Raw genomic sequence first — 19,800 nt, forward strand, 5'->3', positions numbered from 1 at the left:
GCGTGAGTTACCGCCTGGGTTCCCCGCCGAACTCCGGATGCTCCGGCAGGAAGATCTGTCGAGTGTCGTTCTGGTAGACGTACACGTAGTAGACGCCGTCAGGATTGACCGCCGCGGTATTCTGCAGCGTCGTTCCGGGCACTGACTTCAGTTGCGCATCGAGCACAGCCGATTCGGGGGGATGCTCCGTGGCCAGGTCGGTTTCGAGCGTGACGCTCCCCCGCATCAGCTCGTTTCCGATCTCGGTGTCCGTCTTCCGGGCGTCAACCTCCCCGACCGAAGTAACGTCGAAGTTCGAGCCGACGATGTGCCAGCCCTCGTCCATCTCGATGGATCCGACGTTCGTCTGTGCGCCGCTCCGGTCCGTGTCGTAGACGAACCCGTACTCGGCGCCGTCGGTCTCCGCATTCACGAAGAGCCCGTTGTGGACCCGCTGGACCTGACTCGCAGCGCCGTACGAGGCAAAGGAGTCCTGATTACCGTCGTAATACGTGACGTCGGAGATGTTCCCACCCGACACGAACTGCCCGGGCATCGGCTGTGAGGTGAGCTGATACCCTTCGGATGCGGTGAACGCGGAGTGAACGAAGGTGACGTTTTCGCTGTTGGAGACCGTTGCGTAGGTGATGTTCCCGGCGTTGGAGACGTCCGCGTTCCGGACCTCGATCGTCACCTCGTTCCCTGCCTCCGCGGGGGATTCAAGAATCCGGAGTGCGTCCCCCCTATCGAACGTGACCGTATCGCCGTAGCGGGGGAGATCAACCGTATCAGACCTGTTCCCAGCCAGGAACACGAATCCTCCCATCCTGATCAGTACCCTGTCGTCGATGACCTTCGCTCCATTAGCGTCCCTAAAGCCGCTGACAGTGACGGTGTACGAGCCCTTCTCGTCGTATCTGAGACCGATCAACTCGGCGTCGATTTCGGTGCTGTCGACGGCCGCGAGGTCGCCAGCGATCTCGTTGTTAACATCCGTGACTTTGCCGTCCGCGATCGGGCTGAAGTTATCAGCCTCGGTTCCTTCGATATCAACGGGCTGACCCGTGTCGACCGTGAGCGACGCGTCGCTCAGGTCGTCACCCTGCCGGACGCTCGAGGACACGGACCCGGAAACCGAGACGAAATCCACGACGACCACGTTATCGGGCGCGGCAGCGCTCTCTTCGCCGTTGATCGAAAAGAGGTTCACACTGGCGTCGGTGGTGTTGCTCTCGAAGGAGAGGCCGTCGACCGCATCACCCGTGACGGCCACGTCGCGATCGAAGGCGAGCAGCATCTGGCCCTGGGAGTCGTCGTCGTTGTTTTCGGGTGCGTCGTCGATCGTCACGTTCTGCAACACGGGTTTGGACCCGACGTTGTTGTCGACGGCGAGGGTCTGGTTGATCGCGACGGCACTACCCGTATTCGTATCGTCATCCTCGCCCGATTCGACGGGTCCGGTGTCGTTACCGCTGTACGTGAGCGACCCGAGGTCGTCACCGTTCTCCACGTCGCTCTCGAGCTCGAGGATCAGGACCGAATCCCCGTCGTTGTCATACCCACGAGTGATGTCCGATGCGTCGCTCCCGTTGAGCGAGAACGCATCAAGCGCATCGTCCTCATCCGCGGGCACCGACACGTTTTCGCTGTACGTCACGACGACCCTGCTCGGGTCATCGTTCGTCACCTCTGCGCTCTCGATGCGCGGCTGGATGTTATTCCGGATGGGAACCGGTTTATCATCAGAACTGAAACTTGGATCAGTCCCGAAACTACTGACGGATTCGCCGGTTGCTTCGATCTCGAGTGGACTATTCCCGATTGGCTCGTAGCTCAGACCGTTCAAACGATCGTTTTCACCGAGGTCCGTCCCCGAATTGTAGCCGGCGGGATCGATGACGAACCCGTTGCCGGAGGAATTCTCGAAGACGATCGTGTTGCCGTTCTCGATGCCGGTGTACGTGCCGGCACGGGACAGCGAAACCGTGTCGCTCCCGACCTCGAACGCGCTTTCGATCTCGGAGTCCGTGCCGACTTGCGTGATCTCTTCGGTAAACGTCACACGGAGTTCCTCACCGTCGGTGGTGACCTCGGCGGCCTCGAACCCGGTGCCGACGTTGTTCGTGACGTTTTCGTCCGTGAAGCCCTCAGCGGCGGCTTCGGTGCCACCGTCCGCGACGAGCGGATTCTCCTCGTCCCCGCTCGGTGCACTCGGGTCGTACGACAGCGCACCGGTGAGGTCGTCGTCGACAGCGACCTCCTGCGTGGTGCCGTCAGCCTCGCCGAGGGTCAAGATGACCGTGTAGGAGGCATCCTTCACCCCCCCATCGGTTATCGAGTCCTTGTTCGCGACGTTCTTGACCCGGTAGTCGACATCGCTGTTCTGCACCTCGAAGGCCTCCGTGACGGCGCTGTCGATGTTGCCGCTACCGACGTCCGCCGTGACGGGTTCGCTAAACGTCACCTGTACCTGCTGACTGCTTGTCACTTCCGCGCTCTCGAACGTGGGGGAGACGTTGTTGGCGACCGTAACCGTCTGGGGGCTCTGCGCAGCGCCTCCGGACACGGACTCTACACCCTCGTCGATGTTTGCACTGTAGTTGAGCGTGCCGAGTGATCCATCACTCGCTTGCACGTCGTCACCACTGAAGTCGAGGAACAGCTCGAGCCGGGTTCCGTCGTCCGGGTCGAACCCGTAGCCACCCAGATCGTACTGATTATTATCAAATTCAAACGGACCATCGACATCTCCTCTCGGTCCGACTTCACTGTCGTAGGTGAGCAGAATCCTGTCGGGCTCGGCCGTGGTCACCTCAGCGCTCTGGATGCTGGGAGCGACGTAGTTCGTGACGTTCCGATTCTGGAAGTCGAACGCGGGATCGCCGGTGGAGTCAGCCGTGATCGGCTCACCGTTGTTGGACCCGTCGTACGACAGGCCAGTCAGGTCCGTTCCGGGTTCGATCTCCGAATCGAGATCGAGGATGACCTCCCCCCCAGCCCCCTCGTCGGCATTCTCGACGACGCCCGAAATATCAGCACGGTCGTCGCTGAGGGAGAACGCCGAAGCGATGTCCCCGTCTGAGCTCCCGGACACTTGCTCGCTGAACCCCACGCTGAGTTCCTCACCGTCGGTGGTGACCGCCGCCGCCAATGTCGGGACGGCGTTGTTCGTGACTGTCGAGTCGGTGGAATCCAGGGCCGTAACCGATGTATCAGCCGCGTTGGCTATCGGGTCCCCGCCGCCGGACCCCGTGTAGGACACCTCTATATCCGTCTCGTCGCTCCGGACAAAGTCATTCAGTCCGAGGACGATCGTGTCACCGCTGATGTCCACGATACTCTCCACTGAGAGAAGATCTATGAAAGAGGATCTGTCGCCCGACACACTGAACGCGTCCGCCGCGTCCTCCTCGGTTGCCCCCTCCGCGAGCGCAATGTTCTCGTCGAACGTGACCTCGATAGTGTTCGGGGCGGATTCCGGGATCACCGCGTTGCCGTCACTGATCTGTGGCTGGGCGACGGAGATGTCGAACGTGTCGGTCTGTGTGATGCCGTTTCCGGTGCTCTCGGCCGTGTAGGTGATTGTCTCGTCCTGCAGGCTACTGAGGTCGAGTTCGGCCGTAACCACGATGTCGGCGGTCGCTGCACTTCCGGCCGCCAGGTCGACGACGATCGTCCCGTTGGAGGTGACCTCACTGACCGACGCATTGTGGCCGTTGGCCGTGGAGACTCTCGTCGTTCCGTCGCTCGTTCCCGGTCCCGCAAGCACCGTGTCGTTGAGAGCGCTCAGGTCGTTCGAGATTTCGATGGTCCCCGCGTTCCCATCGTTCTCGACGTTCTCCAGCGTTATCGTCTGCTCAACGGCGCTGGGTCCCGCCGCAACGTCGTCGGCGGTCACCCCGTCGAAATCCTGTACTGTCGCTGCTGCACCGCCGGCAAACGCCACCGTGCCCCCGAAGACGGAGGTGACCGTGATGATCGCCAGCAGGACCGCCCGCGTCTTGTCGCGCAAATCGTCACTGTTGTGTGTCATTCTGTGTTGGATAATCCGCAGCAACCGCTGTTCGTCGACCAGCCGCCGCGCGCTCCGGCGGCCTCAACTCCCGCGCGCCAGTCCGAATTGTGATAACCTGTAAGTGCATCCTGGAGTCTCTTCGAGACGGTCCTGCCGTCTGTGGCGACGTCGCGACGGACCTATCGCCGCACGTTCCGGCTGACTTGGATGTACGTGTCCACTCCGCGTCGTACGCGCCGCCGTCTGGGACTGTCGTCGTTCCCTATCCACTCTCTCGGCGTCTGTTCGCGTCCGGACGGTAGCTGTTATTCCTCCGACCTGTTATTCAGGCGATAACAATTAAAACTTACTACTAGTAGATACTGATTCGGTCAATCGATTATTGTTATCAATACTATTCATAGTGAAGCGAACAGACAGTCGACGCCCACCTCGGGGTTCACACCGCTGGAAAGCCAACGTTGATTAGCCGCACGGCCGTATTGCAAACTATGCCCGCAACCAAGGAAATCAAGTGTACGTCGGACGGCTGCGAACTGGATATGTTCGAGAATCACTACACCTACGACATCTCTGACGATCACTCGACCGCCGACCTCTCGTGTCCACTCTGTGGTGGGACCGCCTGCCTGGAGGAGATCGAGCTATGAGCGGGTTCGGCGACGACGTGCCCTCCGGGCCGGCGGACCGGCTGAAGGAACTCGGGGAGTCGATCGCCGAAAACACCTTCGAGCGGATCGGACGCGGCGTCTCGCGGATCCAGGAACGGCGGCCGCTCCCCTACGACGTCTTGGAGAGCGATGACGCGTATCTGATCGTCTTCGACGCCCCCGGCGTCCGCCGCCAGGACATCCAGGTTCGCTTTCTCGACGGCGAGGTGAAGGTCCGGATCGACCGGTTCCGCGACTTCCACGAGGGGTTCGAGATGCGGTTCCCCGGTCGGGGACTCGCCTTGGACGGGTCGGCGCCGATCCCGCAGGACGTCCCGGTCGTCCCCGACGAGGCGACCGCGACCGTCACCGACGAGGGGACGCTCGAAGTCCACCTCCCGAAGCGGTCGGCCGGCGAGTAACCACGCGGGACGTCGGGAACCCGCTCACACCGGGAAGTCGGCGTCGGCGTCGACCTCCCGGTCGGGCGTCTCGGGCGCCCGCCAGTCGGTGGTGAGTTCGAGCAACTGCGTGAGCATCACCCCGGTCGCGCCCCACACCGTGTACCGGCCGACGTGGAAGTAGTGGATGCGGTGGGGGCCGTAGACCGGGTGTTCCCGACGCTCGGACTCGTAGTTCTCCAGGTCGGTCAGCTCCGAGACCGCGAGCGTGACCACCTCGGCCACCTCGCGCTCGTCGGGGTCGTACTCCCGGTCCGGAATCTCCCCGACGAACGGGCGGACGGAGTAGCCCGTCACCGTCCGGATGTCGTCGAGGCGACCGACCATCGTGACTTCCGGCGCCCGGAGCCCGATCTCCTCGTCGGCCTCGCGGAGTGCAGTCGCTGCCAGGTCCGCGTCCTGGGGTTCGCGGGAGCCGCCGGGGAAGCTCATCTGTCCGGGGTGTTCCCCGAGGTGTTCGGCGCGTTTGGTGAACAGTACGTAGGCGTTGCCCTCCCGGACGAGCACGGGCGCGAGCACCGCCGCCTGCTGGCTCGCGTCGTCGACCGCAGTCGGCGTGTGTGCCGAGATCCGGGAGAGCTCCATCGGACTCGGGTCCGAGTACGAACCGGGTGGGTTTATAGTGTCGGTCACCCCGTCCCGAGTTCGTCGTCCAGCCGCTCGCGGACGTCGTCGACAGCGACTGCGTCGGACCACACCTCGACGTCGTAGGTCACGTCGAGCAGCCGGCGCATCGCCGCCGTATCGCCGGCATCGACGGCGGTCGCGGCCTCGGACCTGAGCCGCTCGGCCACCGCGGTCGCAGCGGCCTCGCAATCGACCTCCCGGTCGGGGACCTCGAGGATGTGCGGCAGGTCCTCCGCGTTGGGTGGGAGCGTCGGGAACGCGGCGGGGCCCAGAGCGAGCAGCGTCGGGTCGTCGTCGTACCGGACGACCGCATACGAGGCGACGGCGTCGTCGATCGCCGCCGCGACTGCCTCGGAGTCGACGTCCTCGCCGCGTTTGAACGCGAGTTCCCCGAGCGCGGACTCGAGTTCCGCCGGCGTGAGCGCGCCGAAGAGGTCGATCACGCCCGCCAACTCGTCGGGATCGAACGCGTCGCTCACTCGCCGGCCTCCGTGGGCGAGGCCGCTGCGGGCTCCGAGACCGCCGCGTCGGCCGCCTCCACGACGTCGGCCGCGGCCGCGTCGGCGACCGCGTCGGCGCCGAGTGGCGCGTCCGTCCACGCCGGCAGGCGGTCGTCCGGCCCGGTCGGCGCCGCGACCGCCTCGGCGTACCGGGAGACCTGCTCGCGCTCGTGGCCGCGGTCGAACTCGAACCCGTTGAACGCGGCGTCGAGTTCGTACTGGTCGACGAGCCGCTCGGCGGTGGCCCGGTACCGCGCTTCGAGGGTGTCGAAGTCCACGTCGACGCCGTGATCCAGGACGCTCCGCAGTAGCGTTTTCCCCACCGAGCGGCTCATCGCGGAGAGCCCCTCGGCGCCGTCGACCCCGCGGTGGTCGTGTTCGTACCGTCCGAGATCCACCTGTGCGGTGCCGGAAAAGCCCGCCACGTCGAAGACGTCGCCGAGGGTTCCGACTTCGAGTCCCCACCGTCGCGGCATCCGGATCCGGCGGGCCGTCGCGGCGGTGGCGGCGAACTCCCCCGCCAGGGCGTAGCGGAACGAGTCGAGGTACTGCAGGAACGGTTCGGGATGGGCGTCGAGCAGCGTCCGCACCAGCGGGACGTAGAACAGCCGGAACAGCCGGCCGTAGAGCCGCTCGTTCTCCACGCGGGCGTAGTACCCCTTCGAGAACTCGTAGCCCCGTCCCAGCGGGAACAACAGCCGGCGGACGAACGACTCGTCGTAGGTGGTCGTGTCGGCGTCGTGGACGACGACGAACTCCGAGTCGGCGGCGCGGCCGACCCCCAGCCACACGTCGCGGCCCTTCCCGCGGGCGCCGTCGAGCCCGGCGTCGGCCAGCAGGTCGGTCACCCGCGGGCCGTCACACCACAGGAGCTCGATCCGGAGGTCGTACGTCGCGAGCCACTCGCGGACCGGGCCGACCCGCTCTGCGGGGGCTCGAAGCGGGATCACCACCCGGTCGGGACCGAGACGCTCCAGCGTCCGGAGGACCCGACTCGCCGCCTCGCTCAGGCAGTCGCGCTCCGCCATCGGGATCACCACCGCCGCGCGGTCGACCGGCGCGGCCGGCACCGGGTCGGCGAGGTCGTGGAGCGTCGCGACCCGGCCTTGCACGTACTCCATCTACCTCCCCTGGGAGCGGGGTGATGAAAAGTTCGCGGGTTGCGGCGCGTATACTCCTCGAATAAGAGGTTTGTGGCCGGGAATCCGCCGAGGGACGATTTCGGCCCTCCTCCGAGGTTCGGCCCGGCCGCGACGACGCGGTCGGCCGCGCAGCGGGGCCCGCTACTGTGGCAGCCGCCCCCGCCGCTGGAGTACCGCCGCACCCAGGACCACGACGCCGAGCCCGAGCGCCAGCCGGGTGAATACGAGGTCGTAGGCCAGCCCGGTCTCCCGGAGCGCGCCGACAGCCGACGACCCCGTCGCCTGGACCGTCATCATCCCCGCGGAGTACCAGGCGTACGCGCTCGCCCGCGAGTCGTCCGGGAGCGCGTCCAGGAGGTACGTGTCGATAGCCGGGAACACGCTGTGGATGACGAAGCCGATCGCGGCGGTCAGCACGAGGATAGCGGCGAGGCCGCGAGCGACAGTCAAAAGCAGGAGACAGCCCGCAAACGACGCGATGGTCGCGAGCAGGTACGGCACCCGCGGCAGTCGGTCGGCCAGCCGCCCCGACACGAAAAACGCCGGGACGCCCGCGGCGAAGACGACCGTCAGCAGGTTTCGCGCGGTCGCGGGGTCGAGCCCCTTGGTGCTCATGTACAGCTCGTAGAAGTTGAACAGCCCCTGCCAGACGAAGCCGGTGGTCCCGACGACCGCGACGCCGACGGCGAGGATCCGCCACTCCGCGCGGGCCGCCCCGAGGATGTCGGTGTCCTCGGTGCCCGCGTCGGGGAGATCGGTCGCTCGCGCGGCGAAAAACAACGCGACCGTCGCGGCCGCGGCAACGACCGAGACACAGACGAAGACGACGCGCCAGTCAGCGAACAGCGTCAGGATCAGGGTGACGAAGGGAGCAGCGGCGACGGCGGCGACCTGCGCCGACATCCCGTGGACGCCCATCGCCCACCCCACGCGTCCGGGGTAGAGCTCGCTTATCAGCGGGTTGGCGGCCACGAAGTACGCCCCCGACGCCAGCCCCATCAGGAGCGCCCCGGCCCCGACCATCGCGATCGACGTCGCGTTCGCGAGGAACGCCGCCGCCCCGGTGAGGATCCCGCCGGTCGCGAGGATCACGTGATGACGCGGCACCCGCGTGAGAACCCACCCGGTCGGGAGCCGGAGGGCGGCGCTACCGAGCCACGCCAGGGTCGCGATCAGCCCCGCGGTCCCCTCGCCGATCGAGAACACCGCGATGAACTCCTGGAGCAGCGGCGCGAAGATCACCCTCGCGAGGTTGACGAGGAGAACCATCGAGCAGAGCGTTCCGAACAGACGCCCCCGGGACACGGCCGGGCTTCGCCGCGGGACCGTTCAACAGTTGCGATCCGTCCCCGCCCGGTGCCGGGCTTTTTGTCCTCCGGTCCCGACGGTGGGGGTATGAAGACCACACGGAAGGGGCTCCGGGAGGGTGAACTGGAGAAGGACACCTACGAACGGCTGAACTGCGCCGAGTGTGGCGAGTCGCTGCAGACGAGAAACGACCCCGACGAGGTGTTCAGCGTCAGGCAGTGTCCGGAGTGCGGCACCGAGTGGAAGGAACTCCGGTAGCCGACGGAGCCGGCGACCGCGATCCGGCAGCGGTGGACGTTGCGATCGACTACTTCTCCCCGACGGTATCGGCGGGTACGATTGTGCCGCTCACTCGAAGACGGCGTCGAACGCCCGCGCCCCGAGCGGCTCGAACGTCCCCGCGGCGACGTTTTCGGGGACGTGCGCCGGCGAACTCGTCCCGACCAGGGCGACCGTCACCCCGGGGGCGCTCCGGGCGAAGTTGATCGCCCTCTGTGCGGGGGTGTCGCCGCGCAACTCCGCGTCGACCGCCGGCGGGATCGACGCCGCGAGCGATCCCTGCGCGAGCGTCGCGCTCGCGACGACGTCGAGGCCAACAGCCTGGGCGTATTCGAGCGCACTCGCGTCCCGCTCGTCCGTGGGGTGGCGGTGCGCTTCGACGGTCACCGCGTCCGCCATCGTGACGTTGAACGGCAGTTGCACCGCGATCAGCCCGTGGTCGTCGGCGCCGACCGAGTCGGCTGCGGCCCGCGCGCGGCTGACGACCTCGGGCAGCGAGAGGTACGCCTCGTGGTCGCGGGGGACGCGGAACGCCTCCCAGGTGGCGACGCCGTACCCCCCGATGTCGCCCGCGGCCCGCCGGCGCTCTAAGCCCTCGAAGGCGGCTTCCAGTCGGTCGTAGACCGCCGCACGCCCTCCGGTCCGGAGCTGCGTCTCGGGGTTGTGGACGTAGTAGCAGTCCACCGTATCGAGGCCGAGGTTCGAAAGCGACCGGTCGAGCATCGCGTCCAGAAACTCCGGCGTCATCGCGTGGCTCCCGGCGGCGAGGTCCGCGGCGTCGACGAGCCCGGTGTCGAGGAACTCCGAGCGGACGTACGCGCTCGGGTCCGCCGGCCGCGACTCCTCGAACGGGACGAACCCGCCCTTCGTGGCGACGACGACGTCCCGGCGGTCGACGTCGGCGCGGTCGAGCGCCTCGCCGACCACCCGCTCGCTCCGCTGATACCGGTAGTTGATCGCGGTGTCGACGAGGTTGATCCCGCTTTCGAGCGCCTCGACGATCGACTCCCGGTAGCGGCGGTCACACTCGTCTGTCGGGTCGCCGAGGTAGGTTCCGAGGCCAACGCTCGAAACCACCCCGGGCCCGAACCGCCGGAAGTAGGTCCGCGCGAACGCGTCGCCGAAGCGGTCGCGGTAGCCCCAGGTCCCGCCACGCGTCGCCATACCCGACCCTCGGCGGCCGGCGCACAAAAGCCCCCGGCCGTGGGTCGCGCCAGTCAGATCTCGCCGGCCATCGCATCGAAGAGCCGTTCCCGGAGACCGTCCCGGGGGACCGTCTCCCTCGCGACGGTTTTGATCGCGCCGTCCCGCAGCGACAGTCGGCCGCCACCCATCCGGGCGTGGCCGCCTGCCGACGCCTCCCGGAGCACTGACACCGCCGAGTCCAGGGTGTCGCCCATGTGGACGCGGTCGTCGCGGGACCGTCCCGACAGGTGGATGGTTCCGTCGCACTCCCCGAGGACGACGACCGCGGTGACGCCCTCGAGTTGGACGAGTTCGTCCGCGGCTTGCGGGATGGCGTCGACGTTCGAGAGCCGGCCGACGTCGCTCACGGCGAAGGGGCCGCGGACCTCCCGGCCGGCGATCGCGCGGGCCTTCAGCTCCAGCACCTCGGTCGACACCTCGGGGTTTGCGATCCGGTCGAGCCGATCCTCGTCGATGCCCGGATAGACGTAGCCCGCGGCGGCGAAGTCCGCGGCGGAACAGCCGCTCGTCAGTCGGTTGGTGTCGGTCAGGATCCCGTAGAGCAGCCCGGTCGCCACCGTCGAGGGGACGGTGTAGTCGCTGCCGACCTCGCTTTCGTGTTTGGCCGGCGGGACCGGCTCGGCGCCGACGTCGTCGAAGTACTCGCCGACGATGCTCGACGCCGCGCCGTAGTCGGTGCGGACGTCGGTGAACGCCTCCCCCGACCCCTCGCCGGGGTGGTGGTCGACGACCGCAAACGGGAGCACGCTGTCGGCGCCCGCAAAGCCCCGCGGCTCGTTGTGGTCCACCAGCACTACGTGCTCTGCTGTCACATCGCTGACGTGTTCGATCGGCTCGACGTCGACATCCAGGACGGTCCGGAACGCCCGGTTCTCCTGGTGGCGGATCTGCCCGGGGTACTGGAGCTGCGCCTCGGTATCGACCTGCTCGGCGAGGCTCGCGACCCCCATCCCGGTCGCCATCGCGTCGGGGTCGGGGTTGGGATGGAGGAGGACCGTCACCTCGTCGAGTCCCGACAGCGCCTCCAGAAACCGCGTGCCCCGCGGGCGGGTGAACCGACGGATGGCGTACAGCCCGACCACGAGAGCCACGAGCCCCACGAGCACCGCGGCTGCGACCTCCGGGTTCGCGAGGGCCATCGAGAGCAGCCGGTTGAGTACGCCCGACCCGAACTCGGGAAGCGCCACGCCCATACGTCCCCCCTCAGGGTGCTCCCCTATGAATATTCCCTCCTTTCACACGGTCTCACTCGCTCGATAACTCCCTCTGAACCGGTTATAGGATACGAAGCCGGCGTTCGGTCTTTATTTACCGGACCGGAATACGGAACGAACTATGCGCCGTCCGCGTCCGTTCCCGAGCGGTACGCCTCGATTGCCGTCCGGTAGCCCTCCCGGTAGGTCGGGTACGCGAACTCGTACCCCAGATCCCGCAGCCGGGCGTTCGAGCACCGTTTGCTCGTCTCGATCCGGCGGCGTGCCGCCGCCGACAGCTCCGGATCGGCCAGCCGCTCCTCGGTGGTCCGTTTCGGCGGGGCGTCGACGCCGCATTCGGCGGCCAGCCAATCGGCGAACGCCCACTTGTCGACGGGTTCGTCGTCGACGACGAGCACGACCTCGCCGCGGGCGTGGTCGGCGTCGAGCAGGAACGCCACTGCCCCAGCCGCGTCGTCGCGGTGGACCATGTTCAGGTAGCCCTCGGTGACCGGGCCCTCCAAGTACCGGTCCAGCCGGTAGCGGCCGGGGCCGTACAGTCCCGCAAAGCGGGCGACCGTGCCGTCGATCCCGGCGTCGGCGGCCTCCTCGGTCGCGACCCGTTCGGCCGTCGCGAGCACGCGGGTCTTCTCCGTCCGCGGATCGAGCGGCGTTCCCTCGTCGACGACGGCGCCATCGTGGTCGCCGTAGACGCCCGTCGAGGAGGTGTAGACGAGGCGTTCCGGCGGCGACGCCCGGTCGGCGTACGCCGCGACGACGTTCCGGAGCCCCTCGACGTAGACCTCGCGGGCGGCATCGGCCCCGCGACCGCCGGAACTGGCGGCGAACACGACCCACTCGGCGTCGGGGAGCTCCGCCAGGGAGTCGGGGTCGGTGGCGTCGGCGCGGCACGCCTCAAGCCCGGCGGCCTCGACCGCGTCGAGACCGGCGTCGGAGCGACGGACGCCCACCACGTCGTGGCCGGCATCGCGGAGTCGCCGGCCGAGTTCGAGGCCGACGTAGCCGCAGCCGACGATGACGGTCCGGGCCATCAGCCGTCGTTTCGCGCCGCGAGAAAGCGGTGAATCGCGGCGAGCTGTGCGAGCGTCATCCCCGTCCGCCCTTCCAGCGCCTGCTGGACCTCCTGGCCCGAGAGGTCGAGATCGACGCTGGCCGCGAGGGTGTCGACGTCGACGACGCCGGTGGTCATCGCCATCAGGAGGTGATCGCGGAGTTCCAAGACGATCGACTCGGCGTCCGGACGGTCGTCGTCGAGCGCGAGGACGGCTGCGGCGTCCTCGACCGAGAGGTCTGGCACCGGCCCCTCGGCGAGCGCCCGGACCCGATCGGGGTCGACCCCGGATTCGGCGGCCGCCGTCTCCGCGCCGACCGCGTCGACGACGCTTCTGAGCTGTGTTTCGTAGGCTTCGCGCAACGCGTCCGGCGTGAGGTCGCCGGGATCGTCCGCCGCGTCGTAGAGCATAGTTCACGGATGGCCGCCGACGGTCATTACACGTTCGGTCGACTCCGGGGGTCTGGTGGCCACCCCTGATCCGCCAGCCCTCCACCCCGGGACCGCCCGCGCTGGGATCGGCTTCCGGGCGTCCTCGACCTCGGTCGCCCGCCCGCCGTCGGCCGACCTCCCGATCGACGGTAACACGTATGACCGTCGAACCCGAGACGACGGTGTGAGCGACGAACCCGACGACACGACACCGGAGGAACTGACGGACGAACTCGAACCGAACGACCTCGGGCCGGCGGGGCTGGCGGCCGCCGGCTCGGTTCTGCTTGCGCTGTACTACTACTACGTTCGCGGGGAGAAACAGCGCGGGCAGTTCATCGGGCTGTGGCCCGCGACGATCCTTGGCCTCGCGTCGTACCTCAAGCTGGACGACATCGCGAGCCGGTTCGACGAGACGGACGGCTGATCGGCTGCGACCGCGGCGCGGGCCGCGCGTCCCTCTGTTATCTCTTCGCAGCCGTCGGCTCGTGCGGTGTACGTACGGCGCGTCGCTACTGCTCCGCCGTCGGCGCCGAACACCGGAGACACAGCACGTGGCTTTCGATCCAGTTCACGTCGGTCGACCCGCAGGCCGGACATCGGTGGTGATCGGTGTCGTACTCGGTCGTCCCCCGCGGCGCCGCGAGGTGGCCCTCGTCGGCGACCCGCTCGACCAGCGACCGGAACCGCCGGCGCTTGTACGACGCCCGCGCCGCGAGGAACGCCCCCGGATCGGCGGGGTCCGAGCCGTGGAGGTCACCCCACTCGACCGCGATCTCGCCGTTCGCGGGGCCGCGTGCGACCTGTTTCAGCGGGGCGGCGGCGGCCTGAAACAGCGGCGTCGTCGCCCACTCACGCGGGTCGTCGATCTCGGGGCCGGCGTTGCGGTAGGCGTCGGCGGCGGCCTCGTACGCCGCCGCGACGCCGTCGAGCCCGCCCGCCGCGCGGAAGTCGCCGACGAACTCCAGGAAGCACGCCCGCTGTACCGGGTGGTCGGCGACGGCTGCCAGCTCCTCGGCGTCGGCGACGCCCGCAACGCCCCGGCGGGTCGCTCGCGCGTCGTGGCCGGCGACCCGGTAGGAGACCGCGGCGGTCACCTGGTGGGCGAGGCCCGTCCCGACCCACCCGTGGTCGCCGATGTCGAAGGTCTCGATCCCCGGACGGGGGTCGGCCAGCACCCGCCACCCGGCTCTGGTGTACTCGTTGCCCGCGGTGACGTACTCGCCGTCGGCGAGCGCCACGACGGCCGCCTCGCGGTGTCCGGCGTCCTGCGTGTTCATACGCCGGTTACGGGCCGTCCACACTCAAGGGTGTCGTGCCGCGGTCCCCGCGGCGATCGGCCGCCGACCGAACCTCCTCACCGAGCACCCCCATCTCGAACCCCGGACTGTAATGGACGACCGGCTTCCCATCCGGCGCGGGGAGCCCGGCGGCCTCGAAGAGGGTGTTCCCGCGGACCGTCGCGTCCACGGGCCGAAGCTTCCAGGGGTCGCGGTCGATCCGACCGACGATCGTCCCGGCTCGGTCGGCGCCGGCCGTCCGCAGGGCCGCCGCGCCGCCGGCCTCCGCCGCCGGGAGGAAGTACCGGTAGCGTTCGATACAGAACCCCGCGAGACTGCCGGGCTCGGCGCGGTACCGCTCGCCCTCGGGGCGGTATCTGGCCTGGAAGACGGCCGCCGATCCCTCCCCCTCGCGGCGGCTTCGGAAGGTGATCCGGCCGTCGCGACGGGTCAGCCGCATCCGGGCGTGGTGGAACGGCAGCCCGAAGACGCCGCGTCCCGCCGCCGCGGCGGCCCGGTGGCCGGTATCGAGCGACAGGAAATAGACGCCGTCGTCGCCGTCGCGGGTGACGTAGGTCCGGAAGTTCAACTGCGGGACCCCACGCTCCAGTGCCGCGCGCAGGCGGAGCGACCCCGGCGCGGCCGACCGGTTCTCATACTGTCGGCTATAGTCCCGTGACGGATTTCGACACCCCGGGGTGTCGAAAATCTTCAGGTAGTTATAGCCAACAGTATCAAGCGCCAGGGCGCTCACCCACGCCGACCCCTCGAAGGTGTCGACCGCGAGGTCTGCCGGCAGCAGGGCGTCGACCGCTTCGGGATCGAGTGGCCAGTGCGCGAACAGCACGTCCGATCCGACCACGGTGAAACGCGGCGGCATCGGCCGTCAGGTAGGGAGCGGTCCCACTTAACACCCGTCGCGCTGTCGCACCGACCCCGAGCCGGCGCCGGAGAGTCGGGACCGTCCGTCGATCTGTGTGGGTAGCGCGGCTACCCGTTCGACCGATCCCGGTTCTCCAGCTGCCGGACCCGGATCGACAGCGCGAGGAACGTCGCGAGGGTCGTCAGACAGACGGCCGCGGTCGCGGCGATGTCGTGTGCGACCACGTCGTGGTTGCCGACGCTGACGAGATGGGGGCCGAAGTAGGTGTGGTGGTAGTCGCCGACGATCGGGAAGAAGTAGTCGACGATGTCGTTGAAGCCGAACCAGGCGACCGCGACCCCGACGCCCGGGACCGTGAACTCCGCGTACCGGTGGATCACGAGCGCCTGGAGCGCCATCCCGAGGTGTCCGACGACCAGAAACCAGTAGTAAGGGTCGCCGCTCGTGAGCACGTCGTTGATCGTGAACTGGACCACGACGACCCAGAGGCCGTATTTCAGGTTACCGACGAACGCGAGCGCGTGGAGCCAGTTGCGGTTCTTCCCCACCTTCCACGACACCAGACTCGCGATCATCAGCATCGTCGCCGTCGGGCTGTCGGGCACGACCGGCCACATCACCAAGGCGGTGTTCCCAAGCTGGAACCGGTAGTACCAGAAGCCGAAGACGGTGCCCGCGACGTTGACGAGGACGATCAGCCAGGCCAAGCGGAGCGCGGTCGTCTCGAGCCGGGTCGGCAGCGGCGCGAGGTACGCCGGCAGGTCGTCCGTGGCGGGGATCGACGCCATCGTGCGCAGGTCAGCCGGAGCAGCGACACAAGGGTTCCGGTTGGGGCGGGGCGACTCCGTGTGAGCGTCGGACGGATCACCGAGAGCGCTCGCGGCCCGGAGCCGACGTAATCCCTTTCCCACACTGGCACGTTACCGATCGCTATGCGGAGCGTCGCTATCATCGGTGGCGGGATCGTCGGAACCAGCATCGCGTACCACCTCCGGGACGCCGACTGCGACGTCACCCTCTTCGAGAAGGGGGAACTCGGCGCCGGAACGACGGCGAAGTCCGCCGCGATGCTCACACATCACCAGGAGGCGCCGGATCGGGACGCCTACGAGTTCCGCGAGCACGCCTGGGAGTGGTACGACGAGAAGATCGACGACGGGACGCTTTCGTTCGACCGCATCGGGACGCTCCACCTGGCGCGCAGCGACGCCGAGTACGCGGCGATCCGGGAGCTACAGCAGTCCTTCGCGTCGTTCGGCCTGGATCTGGAGATCCTCTCGCCCGACGAGATCGCCGACCACGGGATCGACCCCGACGGCCTCCGCGGCGGGCTGTGGTTCCCCGACGACGGCGTCTTGGACCCCGGCGGGATCGTCCAGTTCTTCGCCGGCACCGCTCGCCGGGCGGGTGTCGAGATCGAAACCAACGTCGAAGTGACCGGCGTCGCCACCGCCGAGGGGGCCGTGACCGGCGTCGAGACGGCCGGCGGGTTCCACGCGGCGGACGTCGTCGTCAACGCGGCCGGGCCGTGGGCGCCCACAGTGAACGACTTGCTCGGCGTCGACGCCCCGCTCCGACACACCGAGGGCCCCATACTCGTGCTCAAGGGTGACGATCCCGTCTCGCTCCCCTTCGTCTTCTTCGAGGAGGGCGTGTACTTCCGCGGGGAGGGTCGCTCGCAGGTGTTCGCCGGAAAGCTCGCGACCGACTACGGGGAGTCGGAGACGGTCGACCCTGACTACGCCCTGTCGATCGGCGATTCGATGTACGATCTGGTCGCCAGCACCGCCGGGGCGTACTTAGAGCGGCTGCTGGAGTTCGACGTGATCAACGAGTGGAACGGCCTCCGCACGGTCACGCCGGACGGCCGCTGTATCGTCGACGAGACCGACGTGGACGGCTACATCCTCGCTTGCGGGATGAGCGGGTACGGGGTGACAGTCGCGCCCGCCGTCGGCGAATTCACCGCGGAGTGGCTCACAAGCGGCCGGAAGCCCGAACCGCTGGAGTCGCTCGCGCTGGACCGCTTCGAGGCCGTCGCGGAGTAACCACGACAAATTATTACCCTGTCGGGAGTGGGGGTCAACGAGTATGACCGAGGTTACAGAAGGCGTGTTTCCGCCGATCGTAACGCCGTTCGACGACGACGGCGAGGTCGACTACGAGTCGTTTGCCGACAACATCGAGCGCTTAGAGCGCAACGGCGTCTCCGGGATCACCCCGTGTGGATCGACGGGCGAGCGGTCCACGTTACGCCCCCAGGAACACCGCGACGTCATCGAGTTCGCGGTCGAGGAGGCGTCGACGCCGGTCATCGCCGGGACGGGTTCGCCGTCGACCTGGGAGGTCATCGAGTTGACATCCCACGCCGCCGAAGTCGGCGCCGACGCCGCCCTGGTCCACGCGCCGTACTACAGCGCACCGAGCGACGACGACATCGTCCGCCACTACGAGGAGGTTGCGGACGCCGTCGACATCCCGATCGTGCTGTACAACTTCCCCGCGGCGATCGGGTTCAACACGGAGCCCGACGTGGTCGTCGAACTGGCCGACCACCCCAACATCGTCGGTATCAAGGACTCGCTGGGCGACCTGCGGCAGATCCACGAACTGATTCGCCGCACCAGGGACGTCGACTTCGATGTCCTCTCGGGGTGGGACTCCCTGGCGTGGCCGGCGATCAACGCCGGCGCGACGGGGCTCATCGGCATCTGCGGGAACCTCGTCCCGGGGGCTGTGGCGGATCTCGTCGCGGCGGCCACGGCGGGTGACCGCGAGACGGCCGCGACGGTCCACGACGAGATCCTCGCCCTCGAGGACGCCCTCCTCGTGAAGAACCCCCAGATAACCGTCAAGGCCGCCCTGGAGCACCTCGGCCACGCCCCCGCGAACGTCCGCGCGCCACAGTACCCACTCGACGACGAGCAGACCGAGCAGGTCGTCGCGGCGGTCGAGGCGTTCGGGTACGAGTGAGATCCGCCGCATCGTGAACTGACACGGGTCTCCCGTTTCCGAGCCGCCCCGGCTTCCGTTCCGGACCTCTCGCCGGTACCACCCCGCCGCGAGTCAAAGCTTCATTACGCCGTTCCCCGATGGATCGGAGTGTGCAAACCGAAGTGCTGATCGAGGCGGTTGACACGCACACGGGCGGGGAACCGACCCGGATCGTCACCGGCGGCCTGAACATGGAGCGCTTCGCCGGCGACAGCGTCGAGGCACAGCGCGACCGGTTCCGCGAGGAGGCCGACCACCTGCGCCGGCTGCTGATGAAGGAGCCGCGCGGCCACGACGACATGTACGGGGCGATCACCGTACCGCCGGCGGCCGACGCGGCCGACCTGGGCGTCTTCTTCGTGGACAACGGCGGTTACAAGGATATGTGCGGCCACGGGACGATGGGCGTCGTGACCGCGCTCGTGGAGACGGGCTATCTGGACCCCGACGGTGCGGTCACGATCGAGACGCCCGCGGGGTTGGTAACGGCCGATCCCGAAATCGCGACGGACGGGCGGGTCGAACGCGTGACCGTCGAGAACGTCACCTCCTACGTCCTCGACTCGCTGACGCTCCCGATGGACGTCGACGGCGAGTCGGTGGACGTTCCGATCGATGTCGTTTACGCCGGGAACGTCTTCGCGATGGTCCCGGCCGCGGCGTTCGACCGTCGCATCGACCCCGACAACACCGACGCGTTCGTCGACTACGGCGTCGAGATCCGCGAACGGGTGAACGGGGCGCGGGACCTCGTCGATCCCGTCTCCGGCGAGCGGCTTGTGGTCGACCACACGGCGTTCCACGAACCGGGCACGGAGGCCGACCGCAACATCGTCGTGTTCTCCGCGGGCGCGGTCGACCGGTCGCCGTGCGGGACCGGCACCTGCGCGAAGATGACGCTGCTGCACTCGAACGGCGAGTTGGCCGTCGGCGAGCCGTACTGCCACGAGAGCGTCATCGGCACGCGTTTCGAGGGTCGGCTTCGCGACGCGGATCGACGCGACGGATACACCGTCACCGACGCCGAAATCAGCGGCTCCGCCTACCTCGTTGCCAAGCACACGTTCCTGTTGGATCCCGACGATCCCATCCCCAGTTTCGACATCTCGACGTGATGGGAGGTCCGACCGCTGAACGACGCAGTTTGACGGTTCGAGCGAACAAGGCAGGAAGCGAATCGGGCGTCCACGTCACGCCGTACGACCTTTCTTCCCCCCTCTCGATGGGTGGATATGCCCCCGAACGAGTGGCGATCGCTCGACTCGCGGACGGAGTATCGGAATCCGTATTTTTCGATTCACAACGAGACGATCCGCCGCCCGGACGGGGAGCAAAGCGACTACTACCGGGTCGCCTTCGACGGCGGTGTCGTCGGCCTCGGCACCGTCGACGGCGCCGTCCTGTTCGTTCGCATCTACCGGCCGCGGTTGGACGAGACGATGCTCGAACTCCCCGGTGGTGGCGTCGAGAAGGGTGAGACCCTCGCCGATGCGGCCCGCCGTGAGTTTCGTGAAGAAACCGGCTACCGGGCCGACACGGCCGAACCACTCGGGTCGTACTACTTCACGGCGTGGTCGCGGGCGAAACGCCACTTCTTCTGGCTTGGCGGGATCGAATCCGCAGACACGACGCCGGCTGAGGCCGAGATCCGGGAGGTAGTACGCGTCCCCGTCGACGACGCCCTCGACGTCGCGATGGACGATCCCGCGGGGGAGTGGAACGTCGTTCCGTTGCTCGCGGCCCACAAGCAAGGATATCTCGACTTCTGAGCCCGCGGCG

Annotated in this window: 19 protein-coding genes and 1 pseudogene; 8 read left to right on the top strand and 12 right to left on the bottom strand. The window is 67.9% G+C overall.

Features of this window, described 5'->3' with window-relative positions; all coding sequences use genetic code 11:
- Positions 1 to 7 precede the first annotated feature (7 nt).
- Positions 8 to 3,991 carry a beta strand repeat-containing protein gene (locus tag H5V44_RS06250; RefSeq protein WP_185192256.1) on the bottom strand — a complete coding sequence of 1,328 codons (3,984 nt, stop codon included), beginning with the start codon at positions 3,989 to 3,991 and terminating at the stop codon, positions 8 to 10.
- A gap of 494 nt (positions 3,992 to 4,485) precedes the next feature.
- Between H5V44_RS06250 and H5V44_RS06255 the strand changes: the two genes are divergently transcribed.
- Positions 4,486 to 4,644 (top strand): DUF7559 family protein, encoded by a 159-nt coding sequence (locus tag H5V44_RS06255; protein ID WP_185192257.1) that lies wholly within the window; start codon positions 4,486 to 4,488, stop codon positions 4,642 to 4,644.
- Positions 4,641 to 5,048: pseudogene (locus H5V44_RS06260) on the top strand (Hsp20/alpha crystallin family protein); the annotation flags it as partial. The gene H5V44_RS06255 and the pseudogene H5V44_RS06260, both read left to right, overlap by 4 nt.
- Before the next feature lie 42 nt (positions 5,049 to 5,090).
- Here H5V44_RS06260 and H5V44_RS06265 read toward each other — a convergent pair.
- The 4 genes from H5V44_RS06265 to H5V44_RS06280 form a co-directional block, all read right to left on the bottom strand.
- The gene (locus H5V44_RS06265; RefSeq protein WP_185192258.1) at positions 5,091 to 5,690 is read right to left on the bottom strand and encodes an NUDIX hydrolase; all 600 of its coding nucleotides are present in this window, start codon (positions 5,688 to 5,690) and stop codon (positions 5,091 to 5,093) included.
- Positions 5,691 to 5,734: 44 nt separating this feature from the next.
- Positions 5,735 to 6,211: a DUF7109 family protein gene (locus H5V44_RS06270; RefSeq protein WP_185192259.1), complete on the bottom strand. Its 477-nt coding sequence runs from the start codon at positions 6,209 to 6,211 to the stop codon at positions 5,735 to 5,737.
- Positions 6,208 to 7,353 carry a glycosyl transferase family 2 gene (locus H5V44_RS06275; RefSeq protein WP_185192260.1) on the bottom strand — a complete coding sequence of 382 codons (1,146 nt, stop codon included), beginning with the start codon at positions 7,351 to 7,353 and terminating at the stop codon, positions 6,208 to 6,210. The genes H5V44_RS06270 and H5V44_RS06275 overlap by 4 nt, the downstream gene beginning before the upstream one ends.
- 162 nt (positions 7,354 to 7,515) lie before the next feature.
- Positions 7,516 to 8,643, bottom strand: a complete 1,128-nt coding sequence (locus H5V44_RS06280) for an MFS transporter (protein ID WP_185192261.1) — start codon at positions 8,641 to 8,643, stop codon at positions 7,516 to 7,518.
- A gap of 126 nt (positions 8,644 to 8,769) precedes the next feature.
- Here H5V44_RS06280 and H5V44_RS06285 point away from each other — a divergent pair, with 126 nt between their 5' ends.
- Positions 8,770 to 8,940 carry an HVO_0758 family zinc finger protein gene (locus H5V44_RS06285; RefSeq protein WP_185192262.1) on the top strand — a complete coding sequence of 57 codons (171 nt, stop codon included), beginning with the start codon at positions 8,770 to 8,772 and terminating at the stop codon, positions 8,938 to 8,940.
- A gap of 90 nt (positions 8,941 to 9,030) precedes the next feature.
- Here H5V44_RS06285 and H5V44_RS06290 read toward each other — a convergent pair whose 3' ends face one another.
- The 4 genes from H5V44_RS06290 to H5V44_RS06305 all read right to left on the bottom strand — a co-directional run bounded on the left by H5V44_RS06290 (position 9,031) and on the right by H5V44_RS06305 (position 12,843).
- Complete coding sequence (locus tag H5V44_RS06290; RefSeq protein ID WP_185192263.1) at positions 9,031 to 10,125, bottom strand: aldo/keto reductase; 1,095 nt, start codon at positions 10,123 to 10,125, stop codon at positions 9,031 to 9,033.
- A gap of 53 nt (positions 10,126 to 10,178) precedes the next feature.
- A complete protein-coding gene (locus H5V44_RS06295; protein ID WP_185192264.1) occupies positions 10,179 to 11,360 on the bottom strand; it encodes a DHH family phosphoesterase in 1,182 nt (393 codons plus the stop codon).
- A gap of 140 nt (positions 11,361 to 11,500) precedes the next feature.
- The gene (locus tag H5V44_RS06300) at positions 11,501 to 12,412 is read right to left on the bottom strand and encodes an SDR family oxidoreductase (RefSeq protein ID WP_185192265.1); all 912 of its coding nucleotides are present in this window, start codon (positions 12,410 to 12,412) and stop codon (positions 11,501 to 11,503) included.
- Positions 12,412 to 12,843, bottom strand: a complete 432-nt coding sequence (locus H5V44_RS06305; protein ID WP_185192266.1) for a DUF5791 family protein — start codon at positions 12,841 to 12,843, stop codon at positions 12,412 to 12,414. The genes H5V44_RS06300 and H5V44_RS06305 overlap by 1 nt, the downstream gene beginning before the upstream one ends.
- A 205-nt stretch (positions 12,844 to 13,048) precedes the next feature.
- Here H5V44_RS06305 and H5V44_RS06310 point away from each other — a divergent pair, with 205 nt between their 5' ends.
- A complete protein-coding gene (locus tag H5V44_RS06310) occupies positions 13,049 to 13,291 on the top strand; it encodes a hypothetical protein (RefSeq protein ID WP_343067693.1) in 243 nt (80 codons plus the stop codon).
- 85 nt (positions 13,292 to 13,376) lie between these two features.
- On the opposite strand, the gene H5V44_RS06315 is transcribed toward H5V44_RS06310, so the two are convergent.
- From H5V44_RS06315 to H5V44_RS06325, 3 genes are all read right to left on the bottom strand, one after another.
- Positions 13,377 to 14,144, bottom strand: a complete 768-nt coding sequence (locus H5V44_RS06315) for a hypothetical protein (RefSeq protein ID WP_185192267.1) — start codon at positions 14,142 to 14,144, stop codon at positions 13,377 to 13,379.
- 7 nt (positions 14,145 to 14,151) lie between these two features.
- Positions 14,152 to 15,024: a YqjF family protein gene (locus tag H5V44_RS06320; protein ID WP_185192268.1), complete on the bottom strand. Its 873-nt coding sequence runs from the start codon at positions 15,022 to 15,024 to the stop codon at positions 14,152 to 14,154.
- Between the two features lie 110 nt (positions 15,025 to 15,134).
- The gene (locus H5V44_RS06325) at positions 15,135 to 15,815 is read right to left on the bottom strand and encodes a DUF1405 domain-containing protein (protein ID WP_185192269.1); all 681 of its coding nucleotides are present in this window, start codon (positions 15,813 to 15,815) and stop codon (positions 15,135 to 15,137) included.
- Positions 15,816 to 15,959: 144 nt separating this feature from the next.
- Here H5V44_RS06325 and H5V44_RS06330 point away from each other — a divergent pair, with 144 nt between their 5' ends.
- The 4 genes from H5V44_RS06330 to H5V44_RS06345 all read left to right on the top strand — a co-directional run bounded on the left by H5V44_RS06330 (position 15,960) and on the right by H5V44_RS06345 (position 19,790).
- Positions 15,960 to 17,075, top strand: coding sequence for an NAD(P)/FAD-dependent oxidoreductase (locus H5V44_RS06330; protein ID WP_185192270.1), 1,116 nt, complete (start codon positions 15,960 to 15,962; stop codon positions 17,073 to 17,075).
- Between the two features lie 43 nt (positions 17,076 to 17,118).
- Positions 17,119 to 18,000, top strand: a complete 882-nt coding sequence (gene dapA, locus H5V44_RS06335; protein WP_185192271.1) for a 4-hydroxy-tetrahydrodipicolinate synthase — start codon at positions 17,119 to 17,121, stop codon at positions 17,998 to 18,000.
- 131 nt (positions 18,001 to 18,131) lie between these two features.
- Positions 18,132 to 19,136, top strand: a complete 1,005-nt coding sequence (locus H5V44_RS06340) for a proline racemase family protein (RefSeq protein WP_185192272.1) — start codon at positions 18,132 to 18,134, stop codon at positions 19,134 to 19,136.
- A 117-nt stretch (positions 19,137 to 19,253) separates the two neighbouring features.
- Entirely contained in the window at positions 19,254 to 19,790 is a 537-nt protein-coding gene (locus H5V44_RS06345) for an NUDIX hydrolase (protein ID WP_185192273.1), read from the top strand.
- Positions 19,791 to 19,800 lie beyond the last annotated feature (10 nt).

Origin of the sequence: Halobellus ruber (assembly GCF_014212355.1) — an archaeon.
GTDB lineage: Archaea > Halobacteriota > Halobacteria > Halobacteriales > Haloferacaceae > Haloquadratum > Haloquadratum rubrum.

Excerpts from the sequence above, each read along its gene's own strand:
- H5V44_RS06255 (WP_185192257.1), top strand. The coding sequence starts at position 4,486 with ATGCCCGCAACCAAGGAAATCAAGTGTACGTCGGACGGCTGCGAACTG.
- H5V44_RS06265 (WP_185192258.1), bottom strand. The coding sequence starts at position 5,690 with ATGGAGCTCTCCCGGATCTCGGCACACACGCCGACTGCGGTCGACGAC.
- H5V44_RS06275 (WP_185192260.1), bottom strand. The coding sequence starts at position 7,353 with ATGGAGTACGTGCAAGGCCGGGTCGCGACGCTCCACGACCTCGCCGAC.
- H5V44_RS06280 (WP_185192261.1), bottom strand. The coding sequence starts at position 8,643 with ATGGTTCTCCTCGTCAACCTCGCGAGGGTGATCTTCGCGCCGCTGCTC.
- H5V44_RS06285 (WP_185192262.1), top strand. The coding sequence starts at position 8,770 with ATGAAGACCACACGGAAGGGGCTCCGGGAGGGTGAACTGGAGAAGGAC.
- H5V44_RS06290 (WP_185192263.1), bottom strand. The coding sequence starts at position 10,125 with ATGGCGACGCGTGGCGGGACCTGGGGCTACCGCGACCGCTTCGGCGAC.
- H5V44_RS06295 (WP_185192264.1), bottom strand. The coding sequence starts at position 11,360 with ATGGGCGTGGCGCTTCCCGAGTTCGGGTCGGGCGTACTCAACCGGCTG.
- H5V44_RS06300 (WP_185192265.1), bottom strand. The coding sequence starts at position 12,412 with ATGGCCCGGACCGTCATCGTCGGCTGCGGCTACGTCGGCCTCGAACTC.
- H5V44_RS06305 (WP_185192266.1), bottom strand. The coding sequence starts at position 12,843 with ATGCTCTACGACGCGGCGGACGATCCCGGCGACCTCACGCCGGACGCG.
- H5V44_RS06315 (WP_185192267.1), bottom strand. The coding sequence starts at position 14,144 with ATGAACACGCAGGACGCCGGACACCGCGAGGCGGCCGTCGTGGCGCTC.
- H5V44_RS06320 (WP_185192268.1), bottom strand. The coding sequence starts at position 15,024 with ATGCCGCCGCGTTTCACCGTGGTCGGATCGGACGTGCTGTTCGCGCAC.
- H5V44_RS06325 (WP_185192269.1), bottom strand. The coding sequence starts at position 15,815 with ATGGCGTCGATCCCCGCCACGGACGACCTGCCGGCGTACCTCGCGCCG.
- H5V44_RS06330 (WP_185192270.1), top strand. The coding sequence starts at position 15,960 with ATGCGGAGCGTCGCTATCATCGGTGGCGGGATCGTCGGAACCAGCATC.
- dapA (WP_185192271.1), top strand. The coding sequence starts at position 17,119 with ATGACCGAGGTTACAGAAGGCGTGTTTCCGCCGATCGTAACGCCGTTC.
- H5V44_RS06345 (WP_185192273.1), top strand. The coding sequence starts at position 19,254 with ATGCCCCCGAACGAGTGGCGATCGCTCGACTCGCGGACGGAGTATCGG.